General features: G+C 59.1%; 24 protein-coding genes and 1 tRNA gene. 12 read left to right on the top strand and 13 right to left on the bottom strand.

Annotation, left to right across the window (positions count from 1 at the left end; all coding sequences use genetic code 11):
• The first annotated feature begins 18 nt into the window (after positions 1-18).
• Entirely contained in the window at positions 19-1,215 is a 1,197-nt protein-coding gene (locus tag DXY16_RS03000; protein ID WP_115119333.1) for an NAD-dependent epimerase/dehydratase family protein, read from the top strand.
• A gap of 25 nt (positions 1,216-1,240) precedes the next feature.
• A complete protein-coding gene (locus tag DXY16_RS02995; RefSeq protein ID WP_115119331.1) occupies positions 1,241-2,386 on the top strand; it encodes a glycosyltransferase family 1 protein in 1,146 nt (381 codons plus the stop codon).
• Between the two features lie 9 nt (positions 2,387-2,395).
• Here the strand turns inward: DXY16_RS02995 and mrdA are convergent, their stop codons facing one another.
• The 5 genes from mrdA to cbiD all read right to left on the bottom strand — a co-directional run bounded on the left by mrdA (position 2,396) and on the right by cbiD (position 8,109).
• Entirely contained in the window at positions 2,396-4,207 is a 1,812-nt protein-coding gene (mrdA, locus tag DXY16_RS02990; RefSeq protein WP_115119329.1) for a penicillin-binding protein 2, read from the bottom strand.
• Positions 4,208-4,224: 17 nt separating this feature from the next.
• Complete coding sequence (locus tag DXY16_RS02985) at positions 4,225-4,644, bottom strand: hypothetical protein (RefSeq protein ID WP_115119327.1); 420 nt, start codon at positions 4,642-4,644, stop codon at positions 4,225-4,227.
• An 11-nt stretch (positions 4,645-4,655) separates the two neighbouring features.
• A complete protein-coding gene (locus tag DXY16_RS02980; RefSeq protein ID WP_115119325.1) occupies positions 4,656-5,267 on the bottom strand; it encodes a hypothetical protein in 612 nt (203 codons plus the stop codon).
• Positions 5,268-5,331: 64 nt separating this feature from the next.
• Positions 5,332-6,918 (bottom strand): glutamine-hydrolyzing GMP synthase, encoded by a 1,587-nt coding sequence (guaA, locus tag DXY16_RS02975; RefSeq protein WP_115119323.1) that lies wholly within the window; start codon positions 6,916-6,918, stop codon positions 5,332-5,334.
• Between the two features lie 57 nt (positions 6,919-6,975).
• A complete protein-coding gene (cbiD, locus tag DXY16_RS02970; protein WP_115119321.1) occupies positions 6,976-8,109 on the bottom strand; it encodes a cobalt-precorrin-5B (C(1))-methyltransferase CbiD in 1,134 nt (377 codons plus the stop codon).
• Between the two features lie 67 nt (positions 8,110-8,176).
• Between cbiD and DXY16_RS02965 the strand changes: the two genes are divergently transcribed.
• Entirely contained in the window at positions 8,177-9,328 is a 1,152-nt protein-coding gene (locus DXY16_RS02965) for an alanine--glyoxylate aminotransferase family protein (protein ID WP_115119319.1), read from the top strand.
• A 59-nt stretch (positions 9,329-9,387) separates the two neighbouring features.
• Positions 9,388-9,459: transfer RNA gene (locus tag DXY16_RS02960), tRNA-Gly, on the top strand.
• A 35-nt stretch (positions 9,460-9,494) separates the two neighbouring features.
• Here DXY16_RS02960 and DXY16_RS02955 read toward each other — a convergent pair.
• The 3 genes from DXY16_RS02955 to DXY16_RS15350 all read right to left on the bottom strand — a co-directional run bounded on the left by DXY16_RS02955 (position 9,495) and on the right by DXY16_RS15350 (position 10,436).
• Positions 9,495-9,719, bottom strand: a complete 225-nt coding sequence (locus DXY16_RS02955; protein WP_244281510.1) for a hypothetical protein — start codon at positions 9,717-9,719, stop codon at positions 9,495-9,497.
• Positions 9,720-9,787: 68 nt separating this feature from the next.
• Entirely contained in the window at positions 9,788-10,015 is a 228-nt protein-coding gene (locus tag DXY16_RS02950) for a hypothetical protein (RefSeq protein WP_115119315.1), read from the bottom strand.
• Between the two features lie 37 nt (positions 10,016-10,052).
• Positions 10,053-10,436 (bottom strand): hypothetical protein, encoded by a 384-nt coding sequence (locus DXY16_RS15350; protein ID WP_371410854.1) that lies wholly within the window; start codon positions 10,434-10,436, stop codon positions 10,053-10,055.
• Positions 10,437-10,517: 81 nt separating this feature from the next.
• Between DXY16_RS15350 and DXY16_RS02940 the strand changes: the two genes are divergently transcribed.
• The 3 genes from DXY16_RS02940 to DXY16_RS02930 are packed head-to-tail and all read left to right on the top strand — an operon-like array spanning position 10,518 to position 11,903.
• Positions 10,518-11,033: an AbrB family transcriptional regulator gene (locus DXY16_RS02940; protein ID WP_115119313.1), complete on the top strand. Its 516-nt coding sequence runs from the start codon at positions 10,518-10,520 to the stop codon at positions 11,031-11,033.
• A gap of 59 nt (positions 11,034-11,092) precedes the next feature.
• Complete coding sequence (locus DXY16_RS02935) at positions 11,093-11,512, top strand: DUF6554 family protein (RefSeq protein WP_115119311.1); 420 nt, start codon at positions 11,093-11,095, stop codon at positions 11,510-11,512.
• A complete protein-coding gene (locus DXY16_RS02930; protein WP_244281509.1) occupies positions 11,490-11,903 on the top strand; it encodes a hypothetical protein in 414 nt (137 codons plus the stop codon). The genes DXY16_RS02935 and DXY16_RS02930 overlap by 23 nt, the downstream gene beginning before the upstream one ends.
• Here the strand turns inward: DXY16_RS02930 and DXY16_RS02925 are convergent.
• Positions 11,858-13,408 (bottom strand): DEAD/DEAH box helicase, encoded by a 1,551-nt coding sequence (locus DXY16_RS02925; protein ID WP_170953815.1) that lies wholly within the window; start codon positions 13,406-13,408, stop codon positions 11,858-11,860. The two genes, DXY16_RS02930 and DXY16_RS02925, sit on opposite strands and share 46 nt — an antisense overlap.
• Positions 13,409-13,621: 213 nt before the next feature.
• On the opposite strand from DXY16_RS02925, the gene DXY16_RS02920 reads away from it, so the two are divergent.
• Both DXY16_RS02920 and DXY16_RS02910 read left to right on the top strand, forming a co-directional pair.
• Positions 13,622-14,056, top strand: a complete 435-nt coding sequence (locus tag DXY16_RS02920) for an HNH endonuclease (RefSeq protein WP_115119309.1) — start codon at positions 13,622-13,624, stop codon at positions 14,054-14,056.
• A gap of 251 nt (positions 14,057-14,307) precedes the next feature.
• Positions 14,308-15,240: an SDR family oxidoreductase gene (locus tag DXY16_RS02910; protein ID WP_115119307.1), complete on the top strand. Its 933-nt coding sequence runs from the start codon at positions 14,308-14,310 to the stop codon at positions 15,238-15,240.
• Here the strand turns inward: DXY16_RS02910 and DXY16_RS02905 are convergent.
• The gene (locus DXY16_RS02905) at positions 15,206-15,403 is read right to left on the bottom strand and encodes a 4-hydroxythreonine-4-phosphate dehydrogenase (RefSeq protein WP_115018994.1); all 198 of its coding nucleotides are present in this window, start codon (positions 15,401-15,403) and stop codon (positions 15,206-15,208) included. The two genes, DXY16_RS02910 and DXY16_RS02905, sit on opposite strands and share 35 nt — an antisense overlap.
• Between DXY16_RS02905 and pdxA the strand changes: the two genes are divergently transcribed.
• On the top strand, positions 15,402-16,424 hold the full coding sequence (pdxA, locus tag DXY16_RS02900) for a 4-hydroxythreonine-4-phosphate dehydrogenase PdxA (RefSeq protein WP_115119305.1): 1,023 nt from the start codon (positions 15,402-15,404) through the stop codon (positions 16,422-16,424). The two genes, DXY16_RS02905 and pdxA, sit on opposite strands and share 2 nt — an antisense overlap.
• Here the strand turns inward: pdxA and accB are convergent.
• Both accB and efp read right to left on the bottom strand, forming a co-directional pair.
• A complete protein-coding gene (gene accB / locus DXY16_RS02895) occupies positions 16,411-16,899 on the bottom strand; it encodes an acetyl-CoA carboxylase biotin carboxyl carrier protein (protein WP_170953807.1) in 489 nt (162 codons plus the stop codon). The genes pdxA and accB overlap by 14 nt on opposite strands.
• The gene (gene efp / locus DXY16_RS02890; protein WP_115019175.1) at positions 16,896-17,459 is read right to left on the bottom strand and encodes an elongation factor P; all 564 of its coding nucleotides are present in this window, start codon (positions 17,457-17,459) and stop codon (positions 16,896-16,898) included. The genes accB and efp overlap by 4 nt, the downstream gene beginning before the upstream one ends.
• Positions 17,460-17,523: 64 nt before the next feature.
• On the opposite strand from efp, the gene DXY16_RS02885 reads away from it, so the two are divergent.
• Together DXY16_RS02885 and thiL are read left to right on the top strand one after the other, a co-directional pair.
• Complete coding sequence (locus DXY16_RS02885; RefSeq protein ID WP_115119303.1) at positions 17,524-18,597, top strand: peptidylprolyl isomerase; 1,074 nt, start codon at positions 17,524-17,526, stop codon at positions 18,595-18,597.
• Between the two features lie 10 nt (positions 18,598-18,607).
• On the top strand, positions 18,608-19,594 hold the full coding sequence (gene thiL, locus DXY16_RS02880) for a thiamine-phosphate kinase (RefSeq protein ID WP_115119301.1): 987 nt from the start codon (positions 18,608-18,610) through the stop codon (positions 19,592-19,594).
• Positions 19,595-19,669: 75 nt separating this feature from the next.
• Here the strand turns inward: thiL and gap are convergent, their stop codons facing one another.
• Positions 19,670-20,695, bottom strand: a complete 1,026-nt coding sequence (gap, locus tag DXY16_RS02875; RefSeq protein ID WP_115019001.1) for a type I glyceraldehyde-3-phosphate dehydrogenase — start codon at positions 20,693-20,695, stop codon at positions 19,670-19,672.
• Positions 20,696-20,717 lie beyond the last annotated feature (22 nt).

Genomic DNA, 20,717 nt, shown 5'->3' with positions numbered 1-20,717 from the left:
CTTCGGCAGGAGTTTGAGGTGAAGGTTCTCGTTCTCGGCGGCGACGGCTTCTGCGGCTGGCCCTGTGCAGTGAATCTTGCGGACCAGGGTCACGACGTGCTGATCGTCGATAACCTCAGTCGCCGCAAGATCGATATCGATCTCGAGGTTGAATCGCTCACCCCGATCACCAGCATCGGCGAGCGTCTGAAGGCGTGGGAGGAAATCGGCGGCAAACCCATGCGCTTCCTGCACATGGATATCGCCCACGAATACCAACGGCTGCTCGATCTACTGATCGAAGAAAAACCCAATGCAGTGGTGCATTTCGCCGAGCAACGGGCTGCTCCCTATTCAATGAAGAGCAGCGCCACGAAGCGCTATACGGTCGACAACAACGTCAACGGCACCCACAACCTGCTGGCCGCCATCGTCGAAAGCGGACAAGACATCCATGTGGTGCATCTCGGCACCATGGGCGTTTATGGCTACGGCTCGCACCGCGGAGCCACCATTCCTGAGGGCTACCTCAAAGTGGAGGTTCCGCAGCCTGACGGCAGCCGCTTTGAGGAAGAGATCCTCCACCCCGCCAGCCCTGGCAGCGTCTATCACATGACCAAGACGCTCGATCAGCTGCTCTTCCTCTACTACAACAAGAACGACAACGTCCGCATCACCGACCTGCACCAGGGCATCGTCTGGGGCACCAATACCGATGCCACCGATAGGGATCCGCGTCTCACCAACCGCTTTGATTACGACGGCGACTACGGCACTGTTCTCAACCGCTTCCTGATGCAAGCGGCCATCGGCTATCCGCTCACCGTGCATGGCACCGGCGGCCAGACCCGGGCCTTCATTCACATCCGCGACTCGGTGAAGTGCGTGCAGCTCGCTCTGGAGAACCCCCCCAGCAAAAGCGAGCGGGTGAAGATCTTCAACCAGATGACCGAAAGCCATCAAGTGGGCGAGCTGGCCAAAAAGGTGGCCGCACTCACCGGAGCCCAGGTGAACAACTTGCCCAACCCTCGTAACGAGGCTGTGGAAAACGATCTGATCGTGGACAACCGTTGCTTCCTCGAGCTCGGCCTCAATCCCACGACCCTTGATGATGGTCTGCTGAAGGAAGTGGTGGAAATCGCCACGCGCTACGCCGACCGTTGCGATCGCAACCGCATTCTCTGCACCTCCGCCTGGACCAAGACCCAGGCTGAAGCAATCGGCACTGCACCTTGATCCGCATCTCCCCACCGCCGACCCAGTGAAAGTCGCTTTTTTCACCGAAACCTTCCTTCCGAAAGTTGACGGCATCGTCACCAGGCTTACCAAAACGGTGAGGCACCTGGTGGAAGCAGGTGATGAGGTGGTTGTGTTCTGTCCGGAGGGGTGTCCAAGCGACTACATGGGCGCCCAGCTGATTGGCGTGCCCGCCATGCCGCTGCCGCTGTATCCAGAACTGAAGCTTGCCCTGCCCAGACCGGCAGTATCAGAAGCGATCGACAGCTTCCAGCCAGACCTAATCCATGTCGTCAATCCCGCCGTCCTTGGGCTTGGAGGCATCTGGCTGGCCAAAACCAAGGGAATTCCCCTGGTTGCGAGCTACCACACCCATCTGCCCAAATATCTCGAGCACTACGGCATGGGCATGCTGGAGCCGCTGCTATGGGAACTGCTCAAGGCAGCCCATAACCAGGCCGTACTCAACCTGTGCACCTCTACCGCAATGGTGCAGGAGCTGAGCGAGAAGGGAATTCAGCACACCGATCTCTGGCAGCGAGGGGTGGATACAGACATGTTCCGCCCGGAACTGCGCAGCGACGCGATGCGAGAGCGACTGCACGGTTGCCATGACGACCGCGGTTCACTGCTCCTTTATGTGGGCCGTCTCTCAGCCGAAAAGCAGATTGAAAGGATCCGACCCGTGCTCGAAGCCATGCCCGATGCGCGGTTAGCGCTGGTGGGCGACGGACCCCATCGGCAGCAGCTAGAGAAACACTTCGAGGGCACCGCAACCACCTTCGTGGGGTACTTGGCGGGTGACGAACTGGCCAGTGCCTATGCAAGCGGTGATGCCTTTCTGTTCCCTTCCAGCACCGAAACCCTCGGCCTCGTGCTTCTAGAAGCGATGGCCGCCGGCTGCCCCGTTGTCGGGGCCAATCGCGGCGGCATTCCCGACATCATCAGCGATGGCATCAACGGCTGCTTGTATGAACCGGATGGAGCCGATGGTGGTGCCAAAAGCCTGATCGAAGCCACAAGCAAGCTGCTTGGCAACGACATTGAGCGCCAGAGTCTTCGCTCTGCAGCCCGCCAGGAAGCCGAACGCTGGGGATGGGCTGGTGCCACAGAACAACTCCGGGGCTACTACCGCCATGTGCTGCAGCAAGAGTTGAGCGCTGTTGCCTGAGCCTCAAGCTCAGCTCTTCTGGCGTTTGCGGTTCCACACCTCCATCACCTTTTTTGCCATCGGCAGCGCATGCACTGAGCCGCCACCTGGGGTGTTCTGCGCAAATGCCACGATCACGATCTCACCCTCCGGATAGGGGGCATAAGTGGCAAACCAGGCATGATCCGCTCCATGAGAGCTGTTGTCTTCTGCCGTGCCGGTCTTACCGCCAGCCGATGGGATCCCAGGACCGTTCAGTCCATAACCGGTTCCATCGGAGACCACTTTGCGTAATCCTTCCCGGATCTTGGCCAAAGTGGCGGGTTTGATGGCCACCCTGCTCCGCCGCGACGGTGCCGTCCAATCCAGACCCTGATCCGCCAAGTGAGGGGTGACCAGCCAGCCGCCATTGGCAAACACGCTGTAGGCCCGTGCCAGCTGCAACGGTGTGATTTGCACCACCGACTGACCGATCGAGGCGCTCGCCATATCTTCGGGAATCCAAGGAGTGGTACCGGGTTGACCCCAGCCACGACCGGCGGCCGCCCAATCTTCATCGGCCACTAAACCCACGCTTTCCTCCCAACCAATCTCGATCCCGCTCTTGGCACCAAACCCAAGATCCGTGGCCGCCTTCTTGAGGTGGCGTGATCCAACACCGACACCAATCTGATAGAAAAAAGTGTTGCTCGAGAAGCGCAGGGCATCGGCGTAACCGATGGTGCCGAAACCTGCACCGTTATGGTCTGGGAAGCAGTGCCCTCCATAGGTAATACAGGCAGTAGTTTTCAACTTGGTTTCAGGGGGATACTTTCCTGACTCCATCCCAGCCATTGCAGTGACAACTTTCCAGGTGCTGCCTGGGTTGTAAGCATTCAGTGCACGACTGAACAGGGGCAGCCGTGGGTTGTCGAACAGCTGGTCGTACTCCTTCTGGGTAGTGACCAGTTTGGAGAAAAAATTGGGGTCGTAATTGGGCTTACTGGCCAAGGCCAAGATCGCACCAGTGCGGGGATCCATCGCCACAATCGCGCCGCCCTTCTTATCGGCCAAAACCTGCTCCGCCACCAGCTGAAGATCGAGGTCAAGGGTGAGAGTGAGGTCCTTTCCGGCCACCGAGGGGCGATCACCGAGGTTCCGCTGCACCTCACCCATGGCATTCACTTCCAACATCTGGCCGCCCCACTTACCGCGCAGATGCGGTTCATAGGCCGCTTCAACGCCGGTGCGGCCGATGCGGTCGCGAATTTTGTAGCCCTTGTCGCCGAGCAGCTTGTACTCGCTTTCCGTGATCGGGGAGGAATAGCCAAGGGCGTGAGCCGCCATCGTGCCGTGGGGATAGAAGCGGAGGATGTCCACATCCACCATGGCTCCCTTCAAACCCAAAGCCTGCTCCTGGAAACGCAGCACCTGTTCGGGCTTGAGCTCGGTGGCCAGGGTGGTGCGATAACCATCGCGGTCCACCCCACGCTCGCGACGCCGATCGAGCTCGGCCGGACTCAAATTGAGCAACCGAGACAGACGATCTCGTAACGGAGGCCAGCCCGCGTCATCCACCAATCGGGGCTCGATATAGAGCGAATAGGTGAGCTTGCTGGATGCCAGCACGCGGCCTTCTCGGTCGAGCAGACGACCACGAATTGGAGAACGGGGCACCAAACGGATGCGGTTCTCATCCGCCAGCTCGCGGTAATGGGCACCCTCCAACACCTGCAACCAAGTGAGCCGGGTCAACATCGCCCCGCTGAACACCAGCACCAAGCCGATCAAAACCAGCGGCTGTTGCTTCAGACCGCTGTGGCGATAACCGCCCTCACGTCCGGTAAAGCTGGATCGGGCCATGGGAGCGGAAGCGAGGCTCAGGACGCGAGATGCTGCTGGAGCTGATCCAGCCGCGTCTCAATCCTGGCGAGAACCACCTGGAGCGACTCGCGATCGTCAGAGGTCGTTGTTGTCCCATCCATCGTTGCGCCAATCTCAGCCGCCGATTCAGGAGACTCAGACAGCGTTGAGGCAGAACCTGGCTCAACATCCACATCCACCTGAATCACAGGATTGCCTAGTCCAGGACTGACTTGATCAAGCCGTTCCCGCACCTGCTTTGCCGCGGTTTCCCCTTCATCACGCAGATCTGCCAGGGGGTCAGATGAACCCGTGAAACCCTCAACCATTTTGGAGGCACCACCCTTGCGCACCCGTTCAACCATGGCCAGACCCACCGGCAGAACCTCCTGCATCAGGGTGAGCCTGAACGCTTCGAGTGGTCTTTGATCGGCCATCGGACCGGTAGTCAGCGAATCCCAGTCTGCTCCGAAGGCAGCACCAATGTGGGACAAGCCGCCTGCCGCGTCCCGAAGGTCCAACCCATCACACCACTGAGCACAATCAGGGCCAGCACGGGCACAATCGCTTGATGGGTCGTCTCCTGCCCGATCCACTCCCGCCAGCTGCGCAGAAAACGATCCCTGGCAAAGCGACGCCGTTCCCGCGACTCCAGCTTGAAGCGACGCCGAAATGATTTCTCCACCCAACGCTCAAATGAGCGCTTCTTAGTGATCGCCATCTTGCGCTCCACCTCCAGCATCTGACCGGCGGTGAGCTCGGGATGGAAGGTGCTGATCAACTCAAGGCTCTTGAGAAACATCTCAACAGCACCATCTTTGATCTGGCGCCCATCCTCATCAAGGAGATCCCAAGCCAGCTCGGGATAGAAACGGCCTCGATTTTGAAGAATCTGCTCTTCGGTGAGCTGACCGGGCTCCCTCAACCAGCGATCGGTGTTGCTGTCAAAGCGACGCCAGTAGAGGAAGGGGTTGATGTAGATCGTCTTGCCGACCAGCTGGATACTGTCTTGCTGCAGACGTCGCTGAAGCTGCAGGGTCTGCTCTTGAGCAGCGGTCACAACGAATTCCGGCCGGGGGCTCAGAGTATCGGCGCCGTCGACCCTCCACCAGCCCCTAGAAGCACTATTCCCACTCAATCGTGCCGGGGGGCTTGCTGGTGATATCCAGCACCACCCGGTTCACGCCCTTCACCTCATTGACGATGCGGTTGGAGATCCGCTCCATCAGCTCGGGTGGAAGCCTGGACCAATCAGCGGTCATACCGTCTTCGCTGGAGACACAGCGCAGCACGATCGGCCAGGCATAGGTGCGCTTGTCGCCCATCACACCAACCGAACGCACAGGCAGCAACACAGCGAAGGCTTGCCAAATGTCGTGATAGAGGCCGGCCTCCTTGATCTCCTCACGCACGATCAGATCGGCATCGCGAAGGCAATCGAGCTTCTCGTCCGTCACCTCCCCAAGAATGCGAATCGCCAGACCCGGACCGGGGAAGGGATGGCGACGCACGATCTCCTCGGGCAATCCAAGGTTGCGGCCCACCTTGCGCACCTCGTCCTTGAACAATTTGCGCAGAGGCTCCACCAACTTGAACTGCAAATCCTTAGGCAGGCCACCAACGTTGTGATGGCTCTTGATCTTCACCGCCACCCGCTCTCCGGTTTTCGGGTCAACGTTGGTGCCGGCGCTCTCAATCACATCCGGATAGAGAGTGCCCTGGGCAAGGTAATCAAAGGGGCCAAGGCGCTTGCTCTCCTCTTCAAACACACGAATGAACTCGGTGCCGATGATCTTGCGCTTCTGCTCAGGATCCGTCACTCCATTGAGCTTCTCTAGAAACCGCTGACGAGCATGAATGTATTCAACGTTGATGTTGAACTTTCGATCAAAGAAATCCATCAGGAATTCAGGCTCGCCTTTACGCATGAAGCCCTGATCAATGAACATGCAGGTGAGCTGATCGCCAATCGCTTTCTTCAGCAAAAAGGCGAGGGTGGATGAATCCACACCACCAGACAACGCCAGCAGCACCCGCTTATCGCCCACCTGCTGCCGCACCTGTGCAACCGCCTCCTCAATGAAGGCATCGGTGGTCCAATCCGGCTCACAACCACAAACGTGATAAACGAAATTGCGGATCAGAGCCATGCCGCAGGTGGAGTGCACCACCTCGGGATGGAACTGCACGCCATAGAGCCTGCGGTTGTGATCAGCCACCGCAGCTTCAGGTGTGTTGGTGGTGTGGGCCAAGCGCACGAAGCCTTTCGGCAACGCCTTCACCGAATCGCCATGGCTCATCCACATCGTGGAGCCGTCGTCGACGTTGGTGAGCAAATCGGTAGGGTCATCCACCTGTAGTGGCGCTTTGCCGTATTCGGCCTTGCCTGTGGCCGCCTCAACCTCACCCCCAAGCTGCTGCACCATCAGCTGCATGCCGTAGCAGACCCCCAACACAGGGATTCCCAGAGTCCAGATCTCCGGATCACATAAGGGGGCACCGTCGGCGTAAACGGAGCTGGGTCCACCACTCAGGATGATTCCCGCTGGAGCCATTTTGCGCAGCTCCTCAGCAGAGGTGCTGTAGCCAATCACCAGAGAGAACACCTCCGTTTCCCTCACCCGCCGGGCAATCAGTTCGGAATACTGCGAACCGAAATCGAGAATGACGATCGCTGGCTTTCGCTGGCCGTCAGGCTGAATCTGAGTCATCTCTACGAATGGGGTCGTGGGCAAACGACCGTCAATCAATCAGCGTAGAGAAGGGGCTCAAAGGCTTCGTCCCCAATCCGCCAGCAAGACCTGTCCAACTGGACCTGGCCAGCGTCGCTGCCTGGAGCGATCGAACAGCACAGCACCCACCTGCAGGGCCCAATCTCCATAACGCTGGAGATAGGCCCTAACCCGAGCCTCCACTGCTGCCGCCATGGCCTGCCGCAACGCCTCAGCCTGCCTCGGCTCCCGAGCCTGGAGATCCTCAAGAGCCGCTTCAACGGACGCCGCTTGACCCAGGCTTTGCAGCAGATCCAGAGGAAAAGCAAGGTCCACCGCCAGCGCTACCAACACCTCCAACCGCCCGTCAGCCAGGTGGTGATGGGTATGAAAAATGCCGCCAGCAAGCTTGACCAACTTTCCCTGATAACCCAAAAGCACCAACTCCTCCACGCCCGCTTCCGCCGCCGCCACCAGCATCGGTCCGATCCAGTTACCGGTCTTGAGCACCGGCCCTGAAGACCCGAAGCCCAGCTGCTGCGCCAAGTGAAAGCCGTTCTCGCCAATCACCAACGTCAGCCGCCCAGCGAAGTCCGGCTCAACAACCAGTGCCCGCAACCGATCCAGACTGCTCTGTAACTGATCCGGCGAGGCACTGATCTGCACCTCGGCCTGAGTGCCGATCAGCGCCAGCCCCTCCACCACACCAAAGGCAGCATTGCTGGTGCGTTGAGCCAGCTCACGCCCGCGGGGAAGCACCACCTCCACCACCAGACCACGACCCTTAGGAACAAAAGGCCGCAGATTCTGCTCCAGCAGCTCACGGGCAAAGGTGGAGAGACAGATGCCTCCACCCTCGGCGAACCGACCAACACCAGCACCTGGAATCACATTCAGCCAAGGATCGTCAGTTGGGGCCCAGGCCACACGCACCCAGACCTCCAATCCCCGGGTGAGATCCAACCCTGGCCCGGGATCACACACACTGATCGCCAAAGCCTGCACTCCGCTCTCCAGGAGAGAGACGGATCGCACAGGCACGGTCTGCACAGGATCGCCACCTGGCTGGAACAGCTGCTGATTCAGCACAACCGGCTCACCGACCAGGCACTGCATGGCAGCCCTGGCAGCAGCAGCCACCCACATGGGCAAGGTCAAACCCAAGCTCGGAGAAGGGGACGCCTCAGGCATATGGACTGACCAGCAACAAGACGTTCAGGACCATTTTTTAAGATGATGGATTGGCATTTCCGCGGCCGTGCAGGACAAGCTCACCCTGATGATCCCCGGGCCCACCCCGGTGCCCGAGACGGTGCTCAAGGCCATGGGCCGTCACCCCATCGGACATCGCAGTGGTGAGTTTCAGGCTGTGGTGCAACGCACCACAGAGCAACTGCGTTGGCTGCATCAAACCAGCAACGATGTGCTGGTGATCACAGGCAGTGGAACCGCTGCAATGGAAGCCGGCATCATCAACACCCTCAGCCGCGGCGACAAGGTGGTCTGCGGAGATAACGGCAAATTCGGAGAACGCTGGGTGAAGGTGGCCAAGGCCTATGGCCTTGACGTGGAAGTGATCAAGGCCGAGTGGGGCCAACCCCTGGATCCAAATGCCTTCCGCAACGCTCTGGAAGCCGACACGGAGAAAGCAATCCGTGCCGTGATTCTCACCCATTCCGAAACCTCGACTGGAGTCATCAACGATCTCGAAACCATCAGCGCTCACGTGCGCGCCCACGGAACAGCACTAACGATTGCTGACTGTGTCACCAGTCTCGGAGCCACAAATGTGCCCATGGACAGCTGGGGCCTGGACGTGGTGGCCTCCGGCTCCCAAAAGGGATACATGATGCCCCCTGGCCTGAGCTTCGTGGCCATGAGCGAAAGGGCCTGGAAAGCCTATGAGCGTTCCGATCTGCCCAAGTTTTATCTCGATCTAGGGCCTTACAGGAAAACTGCTGCGAAGAACAGCAACCCGTTCACCCCTGCTGTGAACCTCTACTTCGCCCTAGAAGCAGCACTGGAGATGATGCAGACCGAAGGCATGGAATCAATTTTCAACCGTCATGCCCGCCACCGTGCCGCTGCTCAGGCAGGCATGAAAGCCATGGGCCTCCCCCTCTATGCCGCAGACGGTTATGGGAGCCCTGCGATCACCGCCGTGGCTCCAGACGGCATCGATGCAGAACAACTGCGCAAAGCCGTCAAGGACCGTTTTGACATCTTGCTGGCCGGAGGTCAGGATCACCTCAAGGGCCAAGTCTTCCGCATCGGCCATCTTGGATTTGTATGCGATCGGGATGTGCTAACAGCCGTTGCTGCGATTGAATCCACGCTGCATTCCCTCAACCTGGGCAAAACCAAAATGGGTGATGGTTTGGCAGCAGCAGCAGCAGCCTTAAACAGCTGAGGCGACAAGGCGAAACGATCAGAAGGATGATCGGCGGCAGTGCCATAAACTGCCGTTATGCGGGTGTAATTCAGTGGTAGAATGTCAGCTTCCCAAGCTGAACGTCGCCGGTTCGAGTCCGGTCACCCGCTTGAACGATTGAACAAGGAAAGATCCAAGTTTCGTCTCACTGGCGTGGCTTGATCAGTTGCATGACCTGCGGGCCAACCCCACCGGCACGACGTTCCTGATCGAGAGCACGGAGAATCAGAGATCCGGATTCAGGAACATCACCCTTTTCAGCTGCTACGCGGGCTTGGGCAAACAACCGTTGTGCCGAGTCAAGATAACCCTGACGCTTATCGATCACTGCCGCAGAGCCCCCAGAAGCTCGTGCAAGTATTGACGTCAATGTCTAAACGATGATCTGTTTTGAGTTTAACGTAATCGTCACCATTGCAATACAAAGTGAGAGATCAATCAAGTACCTGGCTCCTCAACATTGCCACCCATCGCATCGATTTGCTCGCGCAGAAGAGTGATGCGTGACTGATCACCGCGGGTGATCGCCACAGCAAGAGCAAACTCAAGTTTCTCAAGCTGATGGCCCCCTTCGACGTATCCACGCCCGGAACGACCAGCGGGGAACGAACGAAAAGCACTACTGCTACCGCCGCTTGCACATGCACCGGGCTGAGGAATGGCCATGGGTCACTTTCTTTTCATTTTGACACCTCCGGCCTGTTCATGCCGCCTCGTGATCGACCTGATTGCCATCCTCTGACCCAGAAAACAGATCGGAGACAGCATCGCTTTCATCGCCATCATGAACAGCGTGATCGGCGAAATCCTCTGTGGCCGTCTCCGCAGCGGGCATCTCAGCCATGGCCTCTGTGCTGGCGGCGGTGGATTGCAGCAGCGACTGACAGTCCATCAGCAGACGATCCACGTCATCAAGGCGGGCAAGTTCATCCGCTGGCATCTCAGGGGTGTCATGGTGCTGCCTGACCTGCAGTTCAAGGCTCTCGAGACGCTGCTCGAGCTTCACCAATCGCTGCGACAGGGCATTGATCGCCTGAGCGACATCCTCTGCCGTGCGGGTGATCCGAAAAGACACGGACTGGGTCATGGCCGATGCATGCCAATGGGAATGCGCCGATGACAACACATCTGGGATCAGACTGAAACCCTTATGCGATCGGAACCTCCAATGCCCCCTCTGGCAACTCTTCTGATCTATGCCCTCGCCGGCACCAGCATGGGCCTGCTCGCTTTACGCACCGGCATCCCCGCCGCTCCCCTTGCAGGCGCACTGCTGGGGGCAGGGATCGTGAGCATGAGCGGACGGCTGGATGTTGCCGAATGGCCTACAGGAACGCGAACAACGATCGAGATCGCCATTGGCGTGGTGATCGGTACCAGCCTGACCCGCGCCTCACTGGAACAACTGCAGGAACTCTGGCGACCGGCCATCCTGATCACCCTCACTCTTGTGATGACAGGGATCGCCATCGGACTGTGGACCAGCCGCTTACTCGGGATCGATCCAATGGTGGCCCTGCTCGGAGCCGCACCTGGCGGCATCAGTGGTATGAGCCTTGTTGGGGCGGAATTCGGCGTCGGCGCTGCAGTCGCTGCCTTGCATGCGGTACGGCTCATCACCGTGCTTCTGGTTCTGCCGCTGCTGGTGAAACTGTTAGTGCCTCTTGGCCTAGGTGAATCCTGAGGCCTGGACATCATCGGTCGAGTCGATACGTTGGCGCAGATCGACCACTTCGTCCAGCCATGGCCAGGAACCGTGCAAGCTCCGTTCTCACCCTGTCCTTGGCGGGTCTTTGCCTCAGCAGCCTGCTGCCTGGAAACGCCCAGGCTGCCAACACCTCCCCAAACAAAGGGGCTCAGGTGTATTGCTTCATGCGCAGCAACGGCAACGATCACAACGTGAGCTGGGATGCCTCTTACGCCCTGATCAAGCGGCAGAAAAGTGGGATGTTCAAGACTTCGCCTGAACATGCGGCGGTCATGATCACCGAAGCGGTGGTCAACGACCCCGGCACCTACCCCGACTGCGGTCGCTACCTCGGCGATTTGTTCGGACCCCGGAAAAGCAACGCCTCTCTTCCCGAAAACCGCCCTCTAGGCGGCGACAGTAGCCAGTCCTCCTCTTCTGCCTCTTCTTACGGTGACCAGCGTTACAGCTACTAAATCCAAGCGAGCACTGGGCGCAGCGCTACTCACCAGCCTGCTTCTCACCGGAGTGGGTTGCCGCAGCCGCTCAGCACCGACATCCGACCTGAGCGAGGCGGAACTGACACCTCAAGCCTGTCTTGAGGAACTGGACCTCAGTCAACTCAATCAGGCACTCAATCGCTGCAATCAAGTGGTGAAAGCCCACCGCAGCGATCCAGCCCCGCTCACGGATCGCTCATTGCTGCATACCCTTCTGGGCCAAATCGATGAGGCATGCCTGGATGTGAATCGAGCCCTCACACTGGTGAAGGACCAGGGGACAACAGCCGACCCGATGATCAGTCATGAACTGAAGGTGCGTCAGGCGTCCTGCAAACAGCGCAAGAGCATGGCAGGCAAGGGCTGACGATCCAGCCTCAAACGACGCGTGCCAAGCAGCACCTCGATCTGCTTGGCCTTGCTGGCCACAAGCCCATCCACCAACTGATCAGCAACCCCAAGCTGCAGCCAGTGACTGGTCAGCCCACCATCCATTCCCAAGCGGTGACAGCGATCCTCCGCCTGATCCACATCTCCGGGAGTCCAAGGTCGCTCCAACAACACCACGTGGCGGGCCCGGTGGAGGGTGAAGCCAAGCCCTCCGGCCCCATAGGTCGCCAGCAAAAGATCACTCTCTCCAGACTGAAACCGATCCACCACCGCCTGACGCTCCACAGGCTTCAGTCGCCCAGTGAGCAACTCCCCGCCGATCCGCTGCTGCAATAACTGCAACGGATCAACGAAACCACTGAACAGCACCACAGGCTGCTGTTGTCGGCGCAGCTCCTGAACAAGACGCTCTGCAAAGGGCAACTTGAACTCCGCTCCGATCCGCCGCAGGGCTGTGAGCACCGCAAAGGCCTCAGCATCAGAGCGCACCTGTCCCTCTCGCACGCGACGGCGGTAGTCATCGATCACCTGAGACATTCGATGATCCAAACCCAGGGATTCCGCATCAGCGATGGCGATGGGATGAAAACAACGCTGCTTTGGGGGCAGGCCTAACACCTGCTGTTTGCGACGGTGCAAAACCAATGGCTTAGTGAGGCGACGGAGTTCCTCCAATTGACTGGCGCCTTTGGCTTGCCAGCGCCGATTGTTGCCCTCATCGCGCCAATGCCCCTGACAAAACGTCTCCTCAAAAGCGCGTTGATCACGAGCAATCGGATGATCGATCGCAGCGAGCAGGGGATAGAACTGATCAGGCCGTCCGTTCTTCATCGGTGTGCCAGTCAGCAACCAGATCGCCCTCAGGCGCGGATGGCGGGCAAGACGGAGGAGCGCCTGGGTGCGCTGAGCCAGCATCGACTGGCCGTAGTGGGCTTCATCCACCACGAGCAAGGTGCCGGCAGCAGGCAGGTCTTGAGGCAGCCGAGCCCAGCTGAGCAGGGTGATCCTCAAATCCAGAGCCTCCGCTTCCCGACGCCAATGGCCGTGGAGTCCGACCGGTGCCACCACCATCAACCGCAACGACATTGCCCGCATCAAGGCCCTCGCCGCCAGCAAAGCCGTGAGTGTTTTGCCAAGACCCATCTCATCGGCCAGAACGGCACCACGACGAGCCAGCAGCCATCGCGCTCCCGAACGCTGGTGAGGCAACGGCTGGCGGCCGTCAGGGAGCACCGTCATCAAGTCGGCCAACTCCACAAGCTGCCGATGATCCGGCAGCGGAGGCAAGGGATGACGATGCCAATGGATCCAACGTGCGAGATCGTCGCGGGTGGGGAAACGCGATCCCAACTGCTCTTGAAGCGACTGCGCTGCAGCCAGGGGAAACTCCCAACCTTTCTTGACACCCCTCCAGATGCCACGAGGGCGAACCCGACCAATCTGGGCATGGGTCACCGCATCAAAAGGATGGATCACCTGCACCAGCCCTGAAGGGGAGAGGCCGAGATAACAGCGGGAGCTGGAGGACGCCGTAGCCACAGAACCAGCGAAGAAGATCTTAGAGGCCTGTGCAGAGCAGACAAGGCATCAAAAACTTTCTTGATCAACAAACAGCTGGAACTTGCAAAAATGCATTCTTCGACACATTGACGGCCGAGCAAAACGGGGCAAACTAGCTCTAACCGAGATACTCGGATGCACAACAGGGACGCGGTTTTCCTCGACGAACTCTGCCCCAAATTGCGCGTTCGACGATGGCGTCAATCCCTTCACACATATACGGGTAAAAGTTGTATTTATTGTGGCAAACCCTCTGAATCAATTGATCACATTGTCCCCCAATGTCGTGGTGGCCTGAGCATTACCGAAAATTGTGTTCCGGCTTGCCTCTCATGCAATGGGCATAAGTCCGATGCTGATGTTTTCGACTGGTATCGGCGTCAGCGCTTTTATGACCCACGTCGGGCGATGGCGATTCGCGCCTGGATGGATGGAGATCTACGCCTAGCGATGCGCTTGCTGCAATGGGCCCAACCGGAACTCAACAACACCGCGTCGCCCCATCACCACCAGCCCCAGCAACAAGACGATGACCCTCTAACGGGCGACTGGAATCTGCAGGCGGCCTGAACTCAACAGCTCACCAAACGCGACAGGCCGACACTGAATGATGCCTTTCACAAATGGAGGCCTGCTGTTGGGGCTGCTCGGGAGCCAACACAAAAGCGCCAGTGACAAGAGCCGCGGCCATCAAAGCACCGGCGCAATGGGGCAAGGCCAAGCGCGCAGACGGGCGCCGGGGCACCATAGAGACAGTTGGTGAGACCAAAGAAAGAGATGCGCCAGTCATGGCCGATTCGCAAACTAATACACTTGTACTGATGGCGAGCGAAACTGTCAACCGTTCCCGTCCTTGGCCGACCAACGCCACCCTGCTGGTTCTTGGTGCAGGCTTCAGTGGGAAGCGAATCGCCTCTCTCGCACGCCAGAACGGCGCCCGTGTTCTCACCACGCGTCGTCTAGTCGATGACAACGGCTCAGACGAAGCACTGTGCTTTGACAGCCAGCTAGGTCGCATTCCGACCCCAGAACAGCTCAACGGAGTGACCCATCTGATCAGCACCATCGCTCCAGAACGCGATGGTCAAGACCCCGTGCTGCGCTGCCTTGGCGATCGGCTTGGCTCGATGCCGCTGCAATGGGTGGGCTACCTCTCAACGACAGGGGTCTATGGCGACCGCCAGGGACATTGGGTGAGCGAAACTGATGCCCCCAACCCCACCCAGGAACGCAGCAAGCGCAGACTCGACTGTGAAGAGGCCTGGATGCAGACCGATCTTCCCCTTCAAATCATGCGTTTGCCAGGGATCTATGGCCCCGGACGCTCTCCGCTGCAGGCCATTCTCCGCGGAGAGATCAAGCCAGTGGAGAAACCAGGGCAGGTGTTCTCCCGCATCCATGTGGATGACATTGCGGGAGCATGTCTGCATCTGATCGATCGAGCCTCAAACGGACAGAGGCCGGCGATCGTGAATGTGTGCGATGACCGACCGGCCCCGAGTGCGGAGGTGCAGAGCTATGCCGCCGAGCTGCTAGGGATCGCTCTGCCTGCCTGCCGCTCCTACAACGCTGTGGAAGGATCCATGAGCCCCATGGCGCGTTCCTTCTGGGCAGAAAATCGACGGGTGAGCAACCAGCTGCTCTGCCAGGAGCTTGGCTACCGACTCGTTCACCCCGATTTCCGCAGTGGTATGCGTAACTGCTGGGAGCAAGAAGGATTCAGGGCTCGCGGGTCGGAGCCGGGGGCGGCTTGAGGATCGGATGCTCATGCAGACGTAGCGGCTGCTCAGAGTCATCAAAGCCAAGACCCGCATCTTCGAACAACTGCTGCCATTGCACCTCCAACCAGCCGTTCTTGAACGCAGTACCCAGTCCGTAGATCAGCAGCCCCAGAAGCAACCAGCGCAGCATCGTCATGTCCCTTGAACCCACTGACGCTAATCAGCGCTTGGTGATTGCTCTCGGCGATCCAGCCGGAATCGGCATGGAAGTCACCCTCAAAGCCTTAGCCAACCGCGGCTGTCCCAGCGAGATGTCTCCCCTCCTGGTGGGCTGCCGGCGCAGTCTCGAGATCACCTATGAGGAGCTGAGCCGGCGGGGAGCAATCTCCCTTGCCAATCCCGATCGACTCGAGATCGACGACATGCCCCTTGCAGAGCCTGTCAAACCAGGAGAGCCCAGCCCTGCAGGAGGTGCCGCCAGCTTCCAGTGGCTAACGCGTGCTGCCAGCCATGCTCTCGAGGGCAGAGCCCGCGCTCTGGTCACCGCGCCGATCGCCAAACACATCTGGCACGCTGCAGGTCATTCCTATCCCGGCCAAACCGAACGACTGGCCGAACTGGGGGGATGGTCTGAGGCCTCGATGCTCTTCACCGCAGTCTCTCCCCATACCAGCTGGCGACTCAACACCCTGCTGGCCACAACGCACATCCCACTAGCAGAAGTACCCAGAGCGCTGACTCCAGAACGAATCCACAGCAAACTCAACACCCTGGCGGACTTCTGTCGGCGTTTCCACCAACAACCAAAACTGCACGTGGCCGGACTCAATCCTCATGCCGGAGAGAACGGTCAACTGGGCCAGGAAGAAGCCAGCTGGCTCAAACAAGTGATGCAGCGGTGGGCCTCCGACAACCCCGATGTGATCCTCACAGGCCCGCTCCCGCCAGACACCTGTTGGCTGAGCGCAGCTCAAGCCTGGAGCAAGGGCGCAGACGACACCAGTCCTGATGGGTACCTAGCGCTCTATCACGATCAGGGGCTGATCCCAGTGAAGCTGCTGGCCTTCGATCAAGCCGTGAATACCAGCCTTGGGCTGCCTTTCCTTCGCACGTCACCAGACCACGGCACAGGATTTGATATCGCCGGGATGGGTGTAGCCCGCCCGGCAAGCATGCTGGCAGCAATTCAAGCCGCCTGGGAACTCAGCCAGGCTTGACCCTCATCAGCACCTGGCCGAATTCCACCGGAGTTCCATTGTCCACAAGAATCTCCACCACTTCACCGGAAGTCTCCGCTTCCAACTCATTCATGAGCTTCATCGCCTCAAGAATGCACACCGTCTGACCGACACCGATGCGACTGCCCACTTCGACAAAGGAGGGTTCACCCGGAGCAGGGGCTCGATAAAAAGTTCCAACCATCGGAGCGGTGACATCCACCAAGTCAGAGCGGGAGGCAGGCACCGGTGGTGGCGGTGTACTTGGTGCAGACGACTCATGGGCAACCTCCATTGGAGCTGCTGGAGCCGCAGCTACTGCGGCCACAGGAGCTGCAGCCACTGCCACAGCGGGAAGATTGCGCCTTACCTCAAGACGGAAGTCGTCTCCTTCAAGACGGAATTCCTGGATATCGCTGTCTGAGAGGACCTCCAGCAAGCGATGAAGCTGGTCGTGATCAAGCTGCATGGTCATCCGTTCTCCCGGCCCAGATAGGAATCATTGCGAGTATCAACCTTGATTTTCTCGCCAATGGAGAGAAAGAGAGGCACCATCACCTGGGCGCCGGTCTCAAGAATCGCAGGTTTCGTGCCACCCGTGGCTGTGTCGCCCTTCACACCCGGATCAGTTTCGGTGATCTCCAGCACCACGGAGTTGGGAAGTTCAACCTCCAGGGGCTTCTCATTCCACGAGACAACGCTGACCTCCATTCCTTCCTTGAGATATTTGCGGCTGTCACCGATCTGTTTGGCGGTGAGCCGAGTCTCCTCATAAGAGGACATGTCCATAAAGACATAGTCCTCACCTTCCATGTAGGTGTGCTGAAGGGTGGCCTTTTCAAGAATCGCCTGAGGCAGCATCTCCCCGGCGCGAAACGTCTTCTCAACCACGTTGCCGCTCTGGACAGCCTTGAGCTTGGTGCGCACGAAGGCAGAACCCTTGCCAGGCTTGACATGAAGGAACTCGACAACCCGCCAAACGGCACCATCAAGCTCGATGGTGGTACCGGTGCGAAAGTCGTTGCTGGAGATCATTCCGGCTGGACGGTTCAGGGGATCATACGGCTGTGCCAAAGTCCAGGCAGCACCTGGCTTCCCCATGGCCCATCAGCGTCTTGCCGCACTGCTGGTCGCCCTCATCACATCCCTTGGTCTTCTCGTTGCTGAGCCGGCCAATGCCGGCCTACCGCAGGGCAATGCGGTCAAGGACCCTGCCGCGATCCTGCGCGATGCTCTCCCCTTCGAGCAGCCCGATTTGCGCGATCTCCAGCATCGACTTGAAGGCACTAGCGATGACCTCCGGGCCAAACGTTGGAGCGCGCTCAGCCGTTCACTGACCAAGAGCCAAGCCTTCCTGTCCACCCGCCGGGACAGCATCCTCGCCTCGATGGCAAGCGACGATCAAACCATCGCTGAGGGACTACTCGACGCAGTCGACGCAGGCATCACCGCGATGCGGACCGAAGTCGACCAACAGAACAAAACCGGGTTGATCCAAGTGCGAAGGGAGACCCTCACCACAGTCGGCGATCTGGAAGCTCTGCTCACCGATGAGACGATTCCAGCCATTCCGACCGAGTTCGATGCGCTGCCTCGTCTGAAGGGTCGTGCCACCGTGAGCATCAGCACGAGCCAAGGCGAACTCACCGCTGTGGTGGACGGTTACAACGCTCCACTCACCGCAGGCGCCTTCATCGACCTCAGTCTCAAAGGCTTCTACGACGGCCTTCCATTCATCCGTGCAGAAGATTTCTACATCCTTCAAACCGGTGATCCGAAGGGTCCCGAGATCGGTTACATCGACCCCAAAACCAAGCAGGAGCGCCACGTCCCCCTCGAGATCCGTGTACCTGGTGAAGCCGAGACCATCTACAACGAAACCTTCGAAGATGTGGGGCTCTACAAAGCCACACCAACCCTGCCCTTTGCCACCCTCGGCACTCTGGGATGGGCCCATTCCGATCAATCTCTTGGCGACGGTTCCTCCCAGTTCTTCATGTTTCTCTATGAAGCGGAACTCACCCCAGCAGGCCTGAATCTGGTGGATGGCCGCAATGCCGCCTTCGGCTATGTGGTGGACGGTTTTGATGTGCTGGAAGAACTGGGAGTCGATGACCGCGTCGTGAGCATCAAGGTGATCGACGGGGCAGATCGACTCCAGCCGCACGCCTGAGGTCTCAACCTTGGCTGAGACGCTGCAATCACTAGGAGAAGCGGAGCTGCTGCGGCGGCTGGCAAGGTTTGCGCCGCCCGGTCAGCTCGATGACGACACGGCCCAACTCAAGAATCCCGCCGCCGACCTCCTGATCAACACAGACGTGTTGGTCGAGAACGTCCACTTCAGCGATGCCACCACAACCGCGGCCGACGTGGGATGGCGGGCCGCGGCCGCCAATCTCTCCGATCTGGCCTCCAGTGGCGTGGACACCGTGCTTGGGGTCACCGTTGGGCTGGTCGCACCACCACAAACCCCATGGAGCTGGGTGGAGGGGGTCTACAGCGGCATCGAAGCGATGCTGCAGTCCAGCGGTGGACAGCTGCTGGGAGGAGACTGCACCAGGGGCAGCGAACGAATCCTGTCCATTACTGCTCTAGGGACCCTGGGACCGCTGCGTCTGCATCGCAATCAAGCCCGGGCCGGAGATTGGATCGTGGTGAGTGGTGCCCATGGGCTGAGCCGCCTGGGGCTAGGCCTGCTTCAAAGGGAAGCAATGGCCATGCAGACCGACTTACCCGAAGCCTTGAGGACGATGGCCATCACACGGCATCAACGCCCTGAACCACGCCTGGATGCTCTGGTCCAACTGATCGAGTGCAAACCGAAGGACCTTGCCTGGAGAGCCGGGGGAACAGACAGCAGCGACGGGCTACTGGCAGCAGTACAAAACCTTTGCCAGAGCAGTGGCTGCGGTGCTGTGCTCGAACAAAAGCGCTTGCCACATGCTTCAGGTTGGCCCAAGGGCGAAGCTTGGCGGGAATGGTGTCTTAGCGGCGGAGAGGACTTCGAACTGGTGCTGAGCCTGCCCCAAGCTTGGGCGGAGGCCTGGCTGACTGCACGTCCAGAAAGCAGTCAGGTGGGCTGGATCACTGACCAACCTGACGTGATCCAGTGGAAAGAGGGTGGCCGTCCAATGAGGCGCAGTGGTTTTGATCACTTTCAAGGCCTCTGAGATCAGGAGGCGATCACAAAAAAATCCCTCCCCGAAGGGAGGGATCAAGCAAAACAGAATCGGACGATCAGCTGATCACTTCCAATTACGAGCAACCACTTCAGCCAGATCAACAACACGCTGGCTGTAGCCCCACTCATTGTCGTACCAGGAAACGATCTTGAAGAAGTCGTCACCCATGGACAGGGTCAGGTCGGCATCGAAGATCGTCGACTGATCAGTACCGGCGTAGTCGGTTGAGACCAGAGGCAGATCGCCGTACTTGATCACGTTGCTCATCGGGCCTTCGGCCGCAGCCTTGATGATCGACTTGATCTCATCGACAGACGAGGCGCGGGAGGACTGGAACACCAGGTCAACCGCGGACACGTTCGGGGTGGGAACGCGCATGGCAATACCGGTGAACTTGCCCTTCACGGCGGGATACACCAGAGCAACAGCTTGAGCTGCACCGGTTGAGGTGGGAACCATATTCACGGCTGCGGCTCGGGCACGACGCAGGTCGCGGTGGTTGTTGTCCAGGATCCTCTGGTCACCGGTGTAGCTGTGAATGGTGGTCATCAGACCACGGTTGATACCGATCGACTGATCAATCACCTTCACCAAAGGCGCCAGGCAGTTGGTGGTGCAGCTGGCATTGCTGAGGATGTCCCAATCCTCATGGCGGTACTGGTCCTCATTCACACCGACGACGAAGGTGCCCACCTTCGGACCTTTGCCAGGAGCGGTGAGGATCACCTTCTTGGCACCAGCCTGGATGTGCATGCTGGCTTTTTCATCGGTGTTGAAGACACCGGTGGACTCAATCACCAGATCCACACCCCATTCTTTCCAGGGGCAGTTGAGTGGATTGCGGTCGGAGAAAAACTTGACTTCTTTGCCATTGATGATCATGGAATCATCAGTGGTTTCGATCTTTACGCTGGGGTCGAGTTTGCCCAGAATGGAGTCGTAGGTCAGCAGGTGAGCGCTGGTCTTGGGGTCAGACGTGGCGTTGACGCCAACGATTTCAATACCGGTGTCAGCGCCACGGCTGATCCAACCCCGCATCACATTGCGACCGATTCGGCCGAATCCATTGATCGCAACGCGCAGGGTCATTACTTAAGCGGAAATCCGCAGC

Origin of the sequence: Synechococcus sp. UW105 (genome assembly GCF_900473935.1) — a bacterium.
GTDB lineage: Bacteria > Cyanobacteriota > Cyanobacteriia > PCC-6307 > Cyanobiaceae > Synechococcus_C.
The sequence above is the reverse complement of the archived record's forward strand: the minus strand, read 5'-3'. Positions and strand labels throughout refer to the sequence as shown.